Raw genomic sequence first — 15,457 nt, 5'->3', positions numbered from 1 at the left:
CGGTATCGATCCGGTAACCCGCCCCCTTTGCCGTCCCTTTCCCTACCTTGGGTGCCTCCTGTCACTGGCTGCCCTCATCTGGTCTCGGGCGTCACACCTTGCGCCAGGCCGCCAGCGCCAGTCCCGGCTCGTCCTTGCGGCGGGTGAGCAGCAGCTGTGCGGTGGACGGGGACAACGTTGCCGCCACCACGCGGCCGTCCTCGTCCACCGCGAGGGACACCGTGGCGTCCGCGGGCAGGGCCGGGCCCGACTCCGTCCACCAGGCACCGGCCGACTCCTGCTCGGTGGGGTACGCGGCGAAGGCGACCCGGCCGCTCGCCGATCGCTGGGCGAGCAAGGTGCAGTCGTGGCCGTCGAGTTCGCAGCGCACCGCGGAGACGGGGCCGGGTCCGGCGGAGGGCAGCAGGGTGACGGGCTTGGCGCCGGGGCGCCAGGCGCACAGGTCGCCCGACTCGTCGGTGTAGAAGAGGGTCGTGGTCTCCGGGGAGGTGGCCAGCGCACGCAGGGTGCCCGGGCGGACCTGCGCCTCCAGCGCCTCCTCCAGGGACGGCTGGGCGCCCGCCTCTTCCTGCCGCCAGTGCAGGATGCCGCCGGGGACGGCCGCGTACACCTCGACGCGCCCCGACTCCCCCGTGACCGCCGCCAACTCGCCTTGTACGTCACGCCCCTTGAGGTCCCGCCAAGGCTCCCAGCCGCCCTTCTCCTTCTGCGCGACCATGCTCACCCCGCTGCCGTTGTTGCGGACGAAGACATGGGCGCGTCCCTCGGCGTCGACGGCTACGGCGGGCGGGCCGGTGCGGGATCCCTTCTTGTCCGGGTGCCCGATCGGCGCCCAGTCGAGGGCGGCGAGCCGGGGCCGGAAGTGGGTGGAGTGCACGAGGCCCGCCTCGCCGGACACGGTGGGCCGCCAGGAGACCAGATGGGCGTAGCAGTCGCTGCCCTGTCCGACCGCGGGAGACGGGTGCAGTCTCTGCTCCCCGCCGACCCGGTGCGGGGCCGTCCAGGGGCCGCCGGGTGAGCGCTCCGCCCGGCACAGCAGGGCGTCGTCGGTGGGGAGGTAGACACTGAGCCGGCCGTCACGGCCGCGTAGGAGCCAGTCGCCGTTCACCGCTTCACTCTAAGCGGGGCGACACGCGGGCCGCGGCCCGCCCCCTGGGCCCTGCCGTTTGGATCGGGTCGGCTGCAGGGCACGGTGCCTTGCAGCCGCCCAGAGCGGGGTCATGGGGGTCCCACGCCCTTAAGGCAGTGGGGGAGTGCGTGCCAGGGCCCGCGACGCCGAGCTGATCCAAACGGCAGGGCCTGCGTGCTCGTACGTGCGGCCGGGCGCCGAGCGGGCAGGCTGTTCCTGAGCAACCACAGCAACAGGGAGAAGGAAGCCGATCTCATGACCGACCAGCTCACCGTGAGCGTCCTCGGCACCGGCATCATGGGCGCCGCCATGGCCCGCAACCTCACCCGCGCCGGCCACGCGGTCCGCGCCTGGAACCGCACCCGCGCCAAGGCCGAGCCGCTCGCCGCCGACGGTGCGCACATCGCCGACACGCCCGCCGAGGCCGTCCAGGGCGCCGATGTCGTCCTGACCATGCTCTACGACGGTCCGGCCACCCTGGACGTCATGCGCCAGGCGGCCCCCGCGCTACGCCCCGGCGCGGCCTGGGTGCAGTCGACCACGGCCGGCATCGAGGCGATCCCCCACCTGGTCGCGTTCGCCGACGAGCACGGCCTCGTCTTCTTCGACGCCCCGGTGCTCGGGACCCGCCAGCCCGCGGAGGCGGGGCAGCTGACCGTGCTGGCCGCCGGGCCCGTCGAGGGGCGGGCGGCGGTGGAGCCGGTGTTCGACGCGGTCGGCGCCCGCACCATGTGGACGGGGGACGTCGCCGGCGGCGCGACCCGGCTGAAGCTGGTCGCCAACAGCTGGGTCCTCGCGGCGACCGCGGCGGCCGGCGAGGTGCTCGCCCTGTCCCGGGCCCTGGACGTCGACCCGCAGAACTTCTTCGACCTGATCGCGGGCGGCCCGCTGGACATGGGCTACCTCAAGGTCAAGGCGGGGCTGGTCCTCGACGACAAGTTGTCCCCGGCCCAGTTCGCGGTGGACACGGCCGCCAAGGACGCCCGTCTGATCGTCGAGGCCGGGCAGCGGAACGGCGTCCGTCTGGATGTCGCCGCCGCGACCGCCGAACGCATGGAGCGCGCCGCAGCGCAGGGCCACGGCGACGAGGACATGGCCGCCGCGTACTTCGCCAGCTTCGACGGGAAGCCGGCGGACTAGGGGCTGTTGTTCGGATCAGGTCGGCTGCAGCTGACGGCGCTTCTTGGCTGCCCCGAGCGGGGTCATGGGGCCCCCGCGACGCCGGGCTGATCCACATGACAGGCCCTACGGTCCGTCCGGCGGCTCAGGCCGGCTGCGAGAGACGGCGCCAGCATGCGACGGCAATCCGGAGGAGGGCGTCGGCGACGAGCGTCGGCGGCCGACGGCAACGCGAGCGGCCGGCCCTCGGTTTTGAGGGCAGTGGGGTGCGTGCCAGACAACGTGACGTCGTGCTGATCCGCCGGACAGGCCCTGGCGGCCGGCGGCTGCCGTCGTGCGAACCTTGCCGCATGACTGAGAGCGACCCCCTGCTCGTGATCGTCGACGCCGCGAACGTCGTCGGGTCGGTGCCCGACGGCTGGTGGCGTGACCGGCGGGGGGCCGCGGAACGCCTCCGCGACCGGCTCGCGGCCGACGGCCTCCCCGGCCACTTGGGCCCCGTGGAGATCGTCCTCGTGGTGGAGGGAGCGGCGCGCGGGGTGGAGACGGTGCCCGGCGTCCGGGTGGAGCCGGCGCCGGGCAGCGGGGACGACCACATGGTCGACCTGGTCGCCGGGGCAGGGGCCCGCCCGGTCCTGGTGGTGACCGCGGACCGGGAACTGCGGCGCCGGGTGCGGGAGTTGGGGGCGGAGGTCGCGGGACCCCGTACCGTCAGGCCTGCGTGACGGCGGAGTTGGCCGCTCCCCCTCCCCCGCCCGGCGGCCTCAGGACCTCGCCGCCCCGGTCTGCTCGCCGCGGGCCAGCCGGCTGTGCGAGCGGCCGTACAGGAAGTACACGACGAAGCCGATCGCCATCCAGATGGCGAACCTGAGCCAGGTCTCGGCCGGCAGGTTCAGCATCAGCCACAACGAGGCGCACACCGACAGGACCGGGATGACCGGCACCCACGGGGTGCGGAAGGCGCGGTGCAGGTCGGGGCGGGTGTTGCGGAGGATGATCACGCCGATCGCGACGACGACGAAGGCGAAGAGCGTGCCGATGTTCACCAGTTCCGCGAGTTCGCTGAGGCTGGTGAAGCCGGCGACGATCGCGATGATCACGCCGAGCAGGATGGTCGGCCGGTGCGGGGTCCTGAACCGCGGGTGGACGTGCGAGAAGAAGGTCGGCAGCAGTCCGTCCCGGCTCATCGCGAAGAAGACCCGGGTCTGCCCGAGCAGCAGGATCATGCAGACCGTCGTCAGTCCGACGGCGGCTCCGAAGCTGATGAAGCCCGCGAACCAGGGGTGCCCGGTGGCCTTGAAGGCGTCGGCGAGCGGGGCGCTCACGGACAGCTTGGTGTAGTGCTCCATCCCGGTGACGACGATCGACACGGCGACATACAGCACCGTGCAGATGACGAGCGAGCCGAGGATGCCGCGCGGCATGTCCCGCTGCGGGTTCCTGGTCTCCTCGGCGGCCGTGGCGACGACGTCGAAGCCGATGAACGCGAAGAAGACGACGGACGCGGCGGTGAAGATGCCCATCACACCGAAGTTGGAGGGCGCCCAGCCGAAGATCAGCTGGATGAGCGGGGCCTTGAGGCTGCTGCCCGCCTCCACGGTCTGGGACTTCGGGATGAACGGCTGGTAGTTGTCGCCCTTGACGAAGAAGAGGCCCGCGACGATCACGGTCAGCACGACGGTCACCTTGATGGCGACGACGACGGAGGTGACCCGCGCGGAGAGCTTCGTGCCCACCACGAGGATCGCGGTCAGCACCAGGACCAGGGCGGCGGCGAGGATGTCGAAGCCGAAGCCGTGCGCCCCCTCCCTGCCGCTGAGCCTTTCGGGCAGATGCAGGCCGGCGTTGTCGAGGAGCGAGGCGATGTACCCGGACCAGCCGACGGCCACCACCGCCGTGCCGAGCGCGAACTCCAGGACCAGGTCCCAGCCGATGATCCAGGCGGGCAGTTCGCCCAGGGAGGCGTACGAGAAGGTGTACGCCGAGCCGGCCACCGGGACCGTGGAGGCGAACTCGGCGTAGCAGAGCGCGGCGAGGCCGCAGGCGACGCCGGCCGCGACGAAGGCCAGGGCGACGGCCGGGCCGGCGTTGTTCTTGGCCACCGTGCCGGTCAGGACGAAGATGCCGGTGCCGATGATGACGCCGACGCCGAAGACCGTCAGATCGAGCGCGGAGAGGGATTTCCTGAGTGCGTGCTCGGGTTCCTCGGTATCGAGGATGGATTGCTCGACCTTCTTCGTCCGGAAGAGGGTGCTGCTCACGGGTTTACCTCCCACGCTTCGTCGTCCTCGACATGATCGAGAGGGGGCGTACTGCGTATGCCCCGGCGCAGGCGGATTCACGCAGATGGGCCGCTTCCACCACCCCTGGCAGTGGTGGAAGCGGCCCATCCGGTCGTATGGGGGAGGTCAGTCGCGCGCGGGCTCCACCGAGTCGACCTCGGCCGCCTCACGGTCGAAGCGGCCGTCGAGCTTGGAGACAAGGCCGGTGACCTGGCGGGCGATGTCGGGGGCGGTGAGCCCGATCTCCGTCATGACCTCGGCCCGGGAGGCGTGGTCGAGGAAGCGCGGCGGGATGCCGAAGTCGCGCAGCGGTACGTCGACGCCCGCGTCCCGCAGGGCCTGCGCGATCGACGAACCGACGCCGCCGACACGGGAGTTGTCCTCGACGGTGACGACCACGTGGTGCCGCTCCGCGAGCGGCGCCATGGCCTCGTCGACGGGCTTGACCCAGCGCGGGTCGACGACCGTGGTGGAGATGCCCTGCTTGTCGAGCAGGGAGGCGATCTCCAGGCACATCGGGGCCAGGGCACCCACGGAGACGAGCAGCACGTCCGGGGTGTCCGTTCCGGGCTCACGCAGCACGTCCATGCCGCCCACCCGTCCCACGGCGGGTACGGCGGGGCCGACGGCGCCCTTGGAGAAGCGCACCACGGTCGGCGCGTCCTTGACCTCGACGGCCTCCCGCAGCTGCTTCCGCACCTGGTCGGCATCGCGCGGGGCGGCCAGCCGGAGCCCGGGGACGACCTGGAGGATCGACATGTCCCACATGCCGTTGTGGGAGGCGCCGTCGGTGCCGGTGATACCGGCCCGGTCCAGGACGAAGGTGACACCGCACTTGTGCAGCGCGACGTCCATCAGGACCTGGTCGAAGGCCCGGTTCAGGAAGGTGGCGTAGACGGCGAAGACGGGGTGCAGTCCGCCGGTGGCGAGGCCCGCCGCGGAGACGGCCGCGTGCTGCTCGGCGATGCCGACGTCGTAGATTCGCTTGGGGAAGGCGTCCGCGAACTTCTTCAGGCCGACCGGCTGCAGCATCGCCGCGGTGATGGCGACGATGTCCTTGCGCTCCCGGCCGAGCCGGACCATCTCGTCGCCGAAGACGGACGTCCAGTCGGCACCCGAGGCCTTGATGGGCAGTCCGGTGTCGGGGTGGATCGGGCCGATGCCGTGGAAGCGGTCGGCCTCGTCCTGGAGGGCCGGCTGGTAGCCGCGGCCCTTCTCGGTGAGGCAGTGCACGATCACCGGGCCGCCGAACCGCTTGGCCCGCGCGAGGGCGGACTCCAGGGCCTCGATGTCGTGACCGTCGATGGGACCGACGTACTTCAGACCGAGGTCCTCGAACATGCCCTGCGGTGCGATGAAGTCCTTGAGGCCCTTCTTCGCGCCGTGCAGGGTCTCGTAGAGCGGCTTGCCGACGACCGGCGTGCGCTCCAGCAGGTCCTTGCCGCGGGCCAGGAACCGCTCGTAGCCGTCGGTCGTACGAAGAGTCGCGAGGTGGTTCGCGAGGCCACCGATGGTCGGGGCGTACGAGCGCTCGTTGTCGTTGACGACGATGACGAGCGGGCGGTCCTTGGCGTCGGCGATGTTGTTGAGGGCCTCCCAGGCCATGCCGCCGGTCAGGGCGCCGTCACCGATCACGGCGACTACGTGGTCGTCGCGCTCCAGGATCTGGTTGGCCTTGGCGAGGCCGTCGGCCCAGCCGAGCACCGTGGAGGCGTGGCTGTTCTCGATGACGTCGTGCTCGGACTCGGCCTGCGAGGGGTAGCCGGACAGGCCGCCCTTCTGCTTCAGCTTCGTGAAGTCCTGGCGGCCGGTGAGCAGTTTGTGCACATAGGACTGGTGGCCCGTGTCCCACAGCACCTTGTCCTTCGGGGAGTCGAAGACGCGGTGCAGGGCGATGGTGAGCTCGACGACGCCCAGGTTGGGGCCGAGGTGGCCGCCGGTCTTGGAGACGGCGTCGACGAGGAAGGTCCGGATCTCCTCTGCCAGCTGGTCCAGCTGCTCCAGGCTGAGCCGGTCCAGATCGCGCGGTCCCCTGATGCGGGTCAGCAGCGGCACCCGTGCCTCCTTGCAGTAGAGCTGTTGCCGGGCTCGTCGAGTCTAATGTTCCGCCCGAACGCCCGACGCCCGGGCAGTGCGTCATAGGTCACGCGATCGGCTGTACCCAAGATCCGCCGCCCCTATGACACGACTGCGCCCGGCACCGCCATGGGTACCGGGCGCAGATCCGAAAGGAGCAGTGTCGCAGCTCGCGGGGCTATGCCCGGCCAGCCGCCTTCTGGCTCCTGCGGGACACCGAGTCGATGACCACCGCGCCCAGCAGAACACCACCGGTGATCATGAACTGGATCGACTGGTTCATGTTGAGCAGGTCCAGACCGGTCTGGATCGACTGGATGACCAGCATGCCCAGCAGGGCGGACCAGACCGAACCCCGGCCGCCGAACAGCGACGTACCGCCGATGACCGCCGCCGCGATGGCGAGCATGAGCACGTTGCCGCTACCGGCGCTGAGCGTGGCGCTCGCGGTCTGGCCGGCGAAGAACATGCCGCCGATCGCAGCGAACCCGCCGGAGATGGCGAACACGGTGATTCGGACCATCGGCACGTTGATACCGGCACGGCGCGCCGCCTCGATGCTGCCGCCCAGCGCGAACACCTTGCGGCCGAACGTCGTACGGCGCAGCACGAAGTCGACGATCACCAGTGCCGCCAGGAAGATCACCAGCGAGTTGGAGACGCCGGCCGAGTCGTTCAGCACGGCCGCGGCGACGAAGGAGGCGACCGCGAGCGCGCCGACGCGCACCAGGATCTCGACGGTCGGCCGGAACGGCACACCCGCGGCGCGACGGCGGCGCTGCTCGTTGAAGTTGCCGATGAGGCTGAGCACGACACCGAGGCCGGCCAGCAGATAGGCGCCGACGATGGCCTGGTCCATGAAGAAGGAGCTCTGGCCGAGCAGATGGACCGGACCGGAGTCGGACGGGATGTTGATGGTGCCGCTGGAGCCCAGCAGCCACAGCATCAGGCCGTTCCAGCCGAGGAGGCCGGCCAGGGTGACGACGAACGCGGGCACCCCGATCCTGGCGAAGAAGAAGCCGTGCAGCGCGCCGATGGCGATGCCGGTGATGACGGCAAGGACCAGCGCGAGCCAGGTGTTCATGCCGTGTTCCACCACGAACACGGCGAACAGGGTGGAGGCCAGACCGCTGACCGAACCGACCGACAGGTCGATCTCGCCGAGCAGCAGGACGAACACCAGGCCGATGGCGATCATGCCGGTGGCCGACATGTAGTAGCTGATGTTCGAAAGGTTGTCGGCGCTGAGGAAGCGGTCGTTCTTCAGCTGGAAGATCGTCCAGATGATGATCAGGCCGATCACCACCGGCAGCGAGCCGAGCTCACCACCCTTGACCTTGCGGGTGAACTCCGTCCAGTAGCCCTTGAGGCCCTCTTCGCGGACCAGCAGCCGGGGGTCGACTACGGCGACCCCCGCGGCGGTGGGGTCGTCGGCGGGCGCGGTGTTGTTCTGCGCCTCCGTCCCGGCGTCCGCCTTGGAAACCTTGGATGTGTCGCTCACTGTGCCGCCTCCGTGCTGCGACGTCCCGCACGACGGGTCACGGCGTTGTCCGTGGCTCCGGTGATCGCGGAGATGATCTCTTCCTGACTGGTGTCCTTCACCGAGAAGGAACCGTTGTTCCTGCCCAGCCGCAGTACGGCGACGGTGTCGGCGACCGCCTTCACGTCGGCCATGTTGTGGCTGATGAGGATGACGGCGAGGTTCTGCTCGCGCAGCCGCTCGACGAGGTCGAGGACCTGGGCGGTCTGCTCGACACCGAGCGCGGCGGTGGGCTCGTCGAGGATGACGACCTTGGGGTCGCCGATCAGGGCGCGCGCGATGGCGACGACCTGACGCTGACCGCCGGAGAGGCTGGCGATCGGGATGCGCACGCTCGGGATACGGATGGAGAGGGTGCTCAGCAGCTCACGCGCCCTCTTCTCCATCGCGACCTCGTCGATGGCGCCGCGGTGCAGCAGCTCGCGCCCGAGGTAGAGGTTGCCGACCACGTCGAGGTTGTCGCACAGGGCGAGGTCCTGGTAGACCGTCGCGACGCCGAGTCCCTGGGCGTCGTGCGGCTTGTTGATGCTGACGGGCTTGCCCTCCCACTCGATGACGCCCTCATCGATGGGATGCACTCCGGCGATCGTCTTGACCACCGTGGACTTTCCGGCGCCGTTGTCGCCCACCAGGGCGACCACTTCTCCGGCGTGGACCTCCAGTTCGACGTCGGTGAGGGCCTGGACCGCACCGAATCGCTTGGAGACTCCGCGCAACGCCAGCACGGGCGTAGCGGACACGTGAACCATCTCCTTCGCCGCCTGACCGGCGGGGATGCCGCGCTTGGGGTAGGGCGCGGAGGGTTGTGCTGTAAGCACTGATTTACAGGTCGAACATGCGCGCGGCCGATGCCTCTTGGCAACGGCTGCGACCACCATGCTTCCGTCCGGCGCCCGCCCCGCAGCGGGGTGTTTGGGCGGAGCGGGCGCCGGACAGGCTCTGTGCCTGCCGTCGGGGCGGGTCCGGCGAGGGACTCGCCCCGGGGCTCGGGCGGCTCTTACTGCAGGCCGGCCTTCTTGCACGCGGCGGCGTAGTCCGCGGTGCAGATCTGAGAAATGGTGTAGAGACCGTCCTTGACGACCGTGTCCTTGATGTTCTTCACGGTCACCGAGACCGGGGTCAGCAGCTTGGCCTGGACCTTGTCACCGGAACCGCTGGTCACCGTGGTGTCGGCCAGGGACTTGATGTCCTTGCCCTGCAGCAGGTTGACCGCGAGCTCGGCGGCGTTGTCGGCCTCGGGCTTGTAGGCCTTGTAGACCGTCGCGGACTGGGTACCGGCGACGATCCGCTGGATGGCCGCAAGCTCGGCGTCCTGGCCCGTCAGCGGGATGCCGCTGATGCCGGCGCCCTTGAGGGTGTTGGCGATACCACCGGCCATGCCGTCGTTGGCGGCGTAGACGCCGGCGATCTTCTTGGCGCCGAGCTGGGTGATGGCCGCGGACATCTTCTGCGCGGCGACCGTGTCCTTCCAGAGGCCGGTCTGCTCGTAGGCGATCTTGACCTTGCCGTCGAGGATCTTGTGCGCGCCCTGCTTGAACTGCGCGGCGTTCGGGTCGGCATCGTCACCGTTGATCATGACGACGTTCGCGCTGGGGGTCGCCTTGGAGCCGAGGGCGTCGAGCAGGGCCTGGCCCTGGAGCTCGCCGACCTTGACGTTGTCGAAGGAGACGTACGCGGAGACGGGACCCTGGGCCAGACGGTCGTACGCGACGACCTTGACGCCCTTGCTCACCGCGGAGGCGATGGAGGACTTGATGGCGGCGGAGTCCTGGGCGGAGACCACGATGACCTTGACGCCCTTGGTGACCATGCTGCTCATCTGCTGGGCCTGCTTGGCCGGGTCAGCGTTGGCATTGGCGTAGGAGACGGTGCAGTCGCTGCACAGCTCCTTGACCTTGGCCTCGAAGTACGGCTTGTCGAACTTCTCGTACCGCGCGGTGACGCTGTCGGGCAGGAGCAGACCGATCGACTTGCCGCCGGTGCCGGAGCTGGCGCTGTTGCCGCTGCTCTTGTCCTTGTCGCCCGCCTTGCCGCAGGCGGCCATGGAGAGAGCCATCGAAACCGCGGCCGTGCCGATCACGACTCTACGCATCGTTGCGTTCATTGGGGGTGCCTCCCTGACAGGGCCGCAACGCTGCGGCCGAGGTGGCTGGAAGTCAACTCGGCCACACGTGCGACGTCAAGAAGTAAATACTTAACGAGATGGCAACGGCGTCATGCGTTCTCTAAGTGAAGGCAGGTGTCGCAGTCGACAAGGTGCCGTCCAAAAGGGTCGAATCGCCCATCTCGCTGAGTGCGAGAGCGAGCGCTCCGAGCACCTCCGCACGGCCCCCAAGTGCCCCCGGGAGAACGGACAGTTGGCGCGCTGCACTGGGGATGGCGTAGCGGCCGACAGACTCCCTGATGGGCCCGAGCACCAGCTCACCGGCCTCGGCGAGATCACCGCCCAGGACCACCCGGCTCGGGTTCAGCAGATTGCAGAGATTGGCGACTCCAGAACCGATGTGACGGCCGACGTCGGCGATCACCCGACGGCAGCCCGGGTCTCCGTCCCTGGCCAGCCGCACGACGCCTTCCATCGTCAGGTCGGTGCCGTGGCTCGACTGGAGCAACGGAAGCACATAGCGCGCTGCCGCAAAGGTTTCCAGGCATCCCCGGTTACCGCAGCGGCAGACAGGGCCGGATTCATCGAGTGTAATATGTCCGATTTCTCCCGCAGTACCGCCGGGACCCCGATAGATCTTCCCGTCGATCACCAGACCCGCGCCGACACCGCTCGCGACCTTGATGTACGCCAGGTCCCTGACCCCCCGGCCACTGCCCCAGACCAGCTCGCCGAGGGCGCCTAGGTTGGCGTCGTTGTCCACGTGCACGGGCACGCCGAGCCGCCCTTGCAGCTCCTCGGCGGGCTTGGTGCCGATCCAGCCGGGCAGGATCGCGGACGAGCCGAGGGTGCCGGACTCGACGTCGATCGGACCGGGCACACCGAGGCCCACGCCGGCGACTTTGGACCGGTCGACACCCGTTGCTGCAATCAGGCGATTGACCAGCTCTTCCGCCCGGTCGAAGCCCTGCGCCGAGGAGGCGTCCACGTCCACCGGCTCGGACTCCTCCGCCAGCACCTGATGGGCGAGGTTCCCGACCGCGACGCGCAAATGCGTGTGCCCGAAGTCCACCCCGATGACGATCCCGGCGTCACCGCTGAGGGAGACGCTGCGGGCTCTTCGGCCGCCCGCCGATGTGGGCGTGACCTCGACCGTTCCGCCGTCCTTGAGCTCGCGGACGATGTTGGAGACCGTTGCCGCGGACAGCCCTGTGGTCCTCGCGATCTCCGCCTGCGTGAGTGACCCGGCCAGCCGGACGGCCCGTACGACCCGCTCCAGGTTGGCTCGGTGCAGTGACGACTGCGACCCCGGAGTCTCCACGACGACCTCCTGCGCGCGGGACCGCTTCAATGAGGCCCCGTCTATGTCCAACTAGTGAACTCTAAGCTGAGCCGTTAGGGTCGCCTCCCGTCAAGAGGTTGAACTGTTTCCGGGCCCTTGGACACAAGCAGGCACCCGCGCACAGACGGGTGCGCGCCGTTCCCCCCGGACTCGGGGAACGGCGCGCACGCCGGGCGTGGGAGCGCTATTTCAGTGCGCCCGCCGTCAGCCCCTGCACCACCTGGCGCTGGAAGACGATGTACGCCGCCAGCACCGGCAGCATCGCCATCACCAGGCCGGCGAAGAGCCCCGACCAGTCGCCCTTGTAGCCCTGGCTGGCCGCCAGCTGCACCAGGCCCTGGGTGAGCACGCGCTTGTCCGGGTCGGTGTTGAGCACCGTCGGCAGCATGTACTGGTTCCACTGCCCGAGGAAGTTGAAGATCCCCACGCTGATCAGGCCGGGCTTGGCCATCGGCAGCATGATCTGGAAGAACGTCCGGCTGTGCGAGGCCCCGTCGACGAAGGCCGCCTCGGCGACCGAGGTCGGCAGGGTGCGGAAGAACGCCGTCAGGAAGAAGACCGTGAACGGCAGCGAGTAGGCGATGTAGACCAGGATCAGGCCGTGGATGGTGTTCAGCAGGCCCATGTTGTTCACGACGTAGAACAACGGGACCAGGGCCAGCATGATCGGGAAGCTCATGCCGCCGATGAAGAGGAAGTAGATGAAGCGGTTGCCCGGGAAGTCGAACCGGGCGAGCACATACGCCGCCATCGAGCCGAGCACCAGCGTGCCGATGAGCGAACCGCCCACCACCAGGATGGTGTTGAGGAAGTAGTCGCTCATGTTGGCGTCGGTCCAGGCCCGCGCCCAGTTGTCGAAGTGCAGCTTGTCCGGCAGCGCCCAGGGCGAGCTGAAGATGGAGCTGTCGTCCTTGAAGGACGTCATCACCGCCCACAGCAGCGGCATGACGACCATGAACGCCCACAGGACGAGCATGCCGTGGGAGAAGACGTTGAGGACGTTGCCCTCCTTCTTCTCCTTCGCGGGCGCGGCGGACGGGACGTCCACCTTGGAGACGGAGGCGCCGGACTCGGCCGGTACGGAGGCGGGGGTATCGGTCGTCTTCATGTGATCAGTACTCCAGCCGCTCGCGCCGGCCCAGCCGCATCACGATCGCCGCGAAGGCCAGCGTGACGATGAGCAGGGCGACGCCGATGGTGGTCGCGTAGGCGGCCTGTCCGTCACGGAACGCCTTCTGGTACACGTACAGGACCATGACGGTGGTCGAGTAGTCGGGACCGCCGGGCCCGGTCGTCATGATCTGTACGACCGCGAACGACTCGGCTCCCAGCGCGAGGATGCCCATGTAGACCCAGCCGGACTGCACGGTGTCCCACAGCAGGGGCAGGGTGATCCGGAAGAACGTGCTGACGCGGCTCGCCCCGTCCAGCAGCGCGGCCTCGTACAGGTCCGCCGGAATGGAGGCCATACCGGCGGAGAAGAGGACCACGAAGAAGCCGACCGAGGACCAGACCAGCACCGCCATCACGCACCACAGGGCCAGGCTCGGGTCGCCCAGCCACAGCGGCTGGACGCTGTCGAGCCCGATTCCCCTCAGCAGGGAGTTGATCGCGCCGCTGTCCGGGTTGTACGCGAAGGCGAACAGCAGGGCGACGATCGCGATCGAGAGCACCTGCGGGAAGAAATAGACGATTTTGTAGAAGGACGAACCGCGGACACCGGAAATCACCGGACCGCCCCGCCTTCTCCGACCGCCCACATTGATCATGAAGGCGAAGAACAGCGCCAGACTGATCGTCACCACCGGCAGCACCAACGCGAACAGCAGGCTGTGCTGCAACGACTTCCAGAAGATCTCGTCGTCGAGCATCCTTTTGTAGTTGTCGAAGCCGACCATCTTGAATTCGGGGCTCAGGCCGGTCCAGTCCGTGAACGAGTAGTAGATGGACTGGATGAACGGCCAGACGACAAACAGCGCATAAAGCCCCAGGGGTAGCGCCAGAAACCCCACGATGAACCGGTACTTGCCGTGCTGCATTACTACCTACCCCGATCTCTGGGCGGGTGCTGCCTGTGCTGCAGGTGGTGACGGACCCTCACTGGTGCTTGTAGTGCTTGATCGACGTGTCCTTGGCGGCCGCGTCGGCGAAGCCCTGGATCTTCTTGATGGCCTCGGCCGGGGTGAGACGGCCGGCCATCATCTCGCCGAGACCCGCCACACCAATCTGCTCCTTCTGCAACTGGACATACCAGTCCTGGAGGCGTGGATTCAGGACGTTGTCCCCGGCCAGCTTCAGCGCCGCGACGCCGGACTTCAGGCCCGGGGTCAGGGAGATCCCGGTGGTGCCGCCGTTGAACGCGGTCAGCGACTTGACCTTGGTGGTGAAGTTCTTCGAGGAGGCCTCGCTGAGCATGATGCGCAGCTGCTCCATGCCGCCCTCGGGGTTCTTCGCCTTGGCCGGGACGATGAAGGGCTCGCCGCCGGAGGCCCAGATGGTGCCGAAGGGCATCTTGTCGGAGCTGTCGATGCCGGTGGGCGCGGAGACCGCCAGATCGAAGTCGGCGGGGATGACGTTCGCCGACTCGTTCTCCACCCAGGAGCCGTTCGGGATGAACAGCGCCTTGCCCTTGGCCCAGGCGGTCTGCGACTGGATGTGGTCGAGGCCGGGGGTGCCCTGGAGGATGTAGCCCTTCTTGTAGAGCTCGTAGTAGGCATCGAAACACGCCTTGACGGCCGGGTGCTTCCAGGCGTTCGGCTCGAGGTTGTCGATGGCGTCGAGGACCTCGCGGCCGCCGACCTTGCCGATCATCGGGTAGAGCGAGAAGGGGATGTAGTACGGGTACTTGCCCGCGTACGTCCAGCCCGCCATGCCCTTCTTCTTGGCCTTCTCGCACACGGCGAGCATCTCGTCCCAGGTCTTCGGGTACTGGACGTCGAGCGAGTCCAGCGCCTTCTGCGAGTACCAGACGCCGTACACCGTGTAGGCGTAGTACATGATCCAGACCGGGTTGCCGTCGAACTGGCCCATCTCCACGATGCCGGGGCGCAGCGTGTCGCGGACCTTCTTGTTCGGGTCGTCGTAGGACGGGGCGTCGAGGAGCGGGGTGAGGTCGGCGAGCTGGTTCTTTCCGACCAGGACGCCCATGTCCATCTGCTCGGCGCCGGAGTTGTCGATGAGGTCCGGCGGGGTGCCCTGGTTGAAGCGGGGCTGGAGCGTGGACTGGATCTTCTGGGTGGCGGAGAACTTCACCTTCACCTTGGGGAAGTTCTTCTCGTAGATCTTCACGGCGTCCTGGGCATACTCCTTGCCGAAGCCGCCGTCGAACAGGACGAACTCCATGCCCGCCGTGTCGTTCACGCCCAGCGGGTTCTTGGCGGTCTTCTTGCCCGCCTTGGCCTTGTTCCCGTTGTCGCCGCCGCTGCTCGCACAGGCCGACAGGAAACTCATCGTAGGTACGGAGATCAGTCCGAGCGCAGCGGACCGCTTGATCAGATCGCGGCGGCCGACACCCGCGTTGCCGGTGTTCTCGGCGGAAGTGGATCCCATGCTCAAGTCCTCGCCTTCTCCAGGACTCAGGCGGTGAACCGGATCCTCCCCGGCACCGCGGTCAGGTCAGCAGGGTCGTGCAGGAAGTGCGGATGGTGAAGAACGGATCGGGTGAATCGCCGACAGGTATAGTCCACTTCCCGCCAGCGGAGCAAGATCGAATGCATAGTTGGCCAATGGTCTTATCCGAGTTGAGACCTCCAGGAAATATGAGGCGCCTGTGGCTGCCTTGCCGGAAAAATCCGCGACATACACCCCGAATGCCACAGTCAACACCCTTGACATCACTGAGCACTTGACCCACTACTGGTCTCTG

The 15,457-nt window shown here is 68.4% G+C and carries 12 protein-coding genes; 2 read left to right on the top strand and 10 right to left on the bottom strand.

Annotated features, from left to right (window positions below; translation table 11 throughout):
• Nucleotides 1-91 precede the first annotated feature (91 nt).
• Nucleotides 92-1,108 carry a hypothetical protein gene (locus ACIBW9_RS31920; protein WP_398960494.1) on the bottom strand — a complete coding sequence of 339 codons (1,017 nt, stop codon included), beginning with the start codon at nucleotides 1,106-1,108 and terminating at the stop codon, nucleotides 92-94.
• Between the two features lie 276 nt (nucleotides 1,109-1,384).
• On the opposite strand from ACIBW9_RS31920, the gene ACIBW9_RS31915 reads away from it, so the two are divergent.
• Together ACIBW9_RS31915 and ACIBW9_RS31910 are read left to right on the top strand one after the other, a co-directional pair.
• Nucleotides 1,385-2,269 (top strand): NAD(P)-dependent oxidoreductase, encoded by an 885-nt coding sequence (locus ACIBW9_RS31915; protein WP_398960493.1) that lies wholly within the window; start codon nucleotides 1,385-1,387, stop codon nucleotides 2,267-2,269.
• A 329-nt stretch (nucleotides 2,270-2,598) separates the two neighbouring features.
• Entirely contained in the window at nucleotides 2,599-2,973 is a 375-nt protein-coding gene (locus tag ACIBW9_RS31910) for an NTP pyrophosphohydrolase (RefSeq protein WP_398960492.1), read from the top strand.
• 39 nt (nucleotides 2,974-3,012) lie between these two features.
• On the opposite strand, the gene ACIBW9_RS31905 is transcribed toward ACIBW9_RS31910, so the two are convergent.
• From ACIBW9_RS31905 to ngcE, 9 genes are all read right to left on the bottom strand, one after another.
• Nucleotides 3,013-4,509: an amino acid permease gene (locus tag ACIBW9_RS31905; protein WP_398960491.1), complete on the bottom strand. Its 1,497-nt coding sequence runs from the start codon at nucleotides 4,507-4,509 to the stop codon at nucleotides 3,013-3,015.
• A 147-nt stretch (nucleotides 4,510-4,656) separates the two neighbouring features.
• Nucleotides 4,657-6,585, bottom strand: a complete 1,929-nt coding sequence (dxs, locus tag ACIBW9_RS31900; RefSeq protein WP_398960490.1) for a 1-deoxy-D-xylulose-5-phosphate synthase — start codon at nucleotides 6,583-6,585, stop codon at nucleotides 4,657-4,659.
• Between the two features lie 199 nt (nucleotides 6,586-6,784).
• The gene (locus ACIBW9_RS31895) at nucleotides 6,785-8,107 is read right to left on the bottom strand and encodes a sugar ABC transporter permease (protein ID WP_398960489.1); all 1,323 of its coding nucleotides are present in this window, start codon (nucleotides 8,105-8,107) and stop codon (nucleotides 6,785-6,787) included.
• Nucleotides 8,104-8,895: an ATP-binding cassette domain-containing protein gene (locus ACIBW9_RS31890; protein WP_398960756.1), complete on the bottom strand. Its 792-nt coding sequence runs from the start codon at nucleotides 8,893-8,895 to the stop codon at nucleotides 8,104-8,106. The genes ACIBW9_RS31895 and ACIBW9_RS31890 overlap by 4 nt, the downstream gene beginning before the upstream one ends.
• Nucleotides 8,896-9,143: 248 nt before the next feature.
• Nucleotides 9,144-10,238: a sugar ABC transporter substrate-binding protein gene (locus ACIBW9_RS31885; RefSeq protein ID WP_398960488.1), complete on the bottom strand. Its 1,095-nt coding sequence runs from the start codon at nucleotides 10,236-10,238 to the stop codon at nucleotides 9,144-9,146.
• Between the two features lie 133 nt (nucleotides 10,239-10,371).
• Nucleotides 10,372-11,571, bottom strand: a complete 1,200-nt coding sequence (locus tag ACIBW9_RS31880; protein WP_398960487.1) for an ROK family transcriptional regulator — start codon at nucleotides 11,569-11,571, stop codon at nucleotides 10,372-10,374.
• A 205-nt stretch (nucleotides 11,572-11,776) separates the two neighbouring features.
• Nucleotides 11,777-12,700, bottom strand: coding sequence for a carbohydrate ABC transporter permease (locus ACIBW9_RS31875; protein WP_365832934.1), 924 nt, complete (start codon nucleotides 12,698-12,700; stop codon nucleotides 11,777-11,779).
• Nucleotides 12,701-12,704: 4 nt separating this feature from the next.
• A complete protein-coding gene (locus tag ACIBW9_RS31870; protein ID WP_344401837.1) occupies nucleotides 12,705-13,631 on the bottom strand; it encodes a sugar ABC transporter permease in 927 nt (308 codons plus the stop codon).
• Nucleotides 13,632-13,689: 58 nt separating this feature from the next.
• Nucleotides 13,690-15,141, bottom strand: coding sequence for an N-acetylglucosamine/diacetylchitobiose ABC transporter substrate-binding protein (gene ngcE / locus ACIBW9_RS31865; RefSeq protein WP_398960486.1), 1,452 nt, complete (start codon nucleotides 15,139-15,141; stop codon nucleotides 13,690-13,692).
• Nucleotides 15,142-15,457: the final 316 nt, after the last annotated feature.

The organism is Streptomyces sp. NPDC049541 (genome assembly GCF_044465725.1).
Classification (GTDB): Bacteria; Actinomycetota; Actinomycetes; order Streptomycetales; family Streptomycetaceae; genus Streptomyces.
The sequence above is the reverse complement of the archived record's forward strand: the minus strand, read 5'-3'. Positions and strand labels throughout refer to the sequence as shown.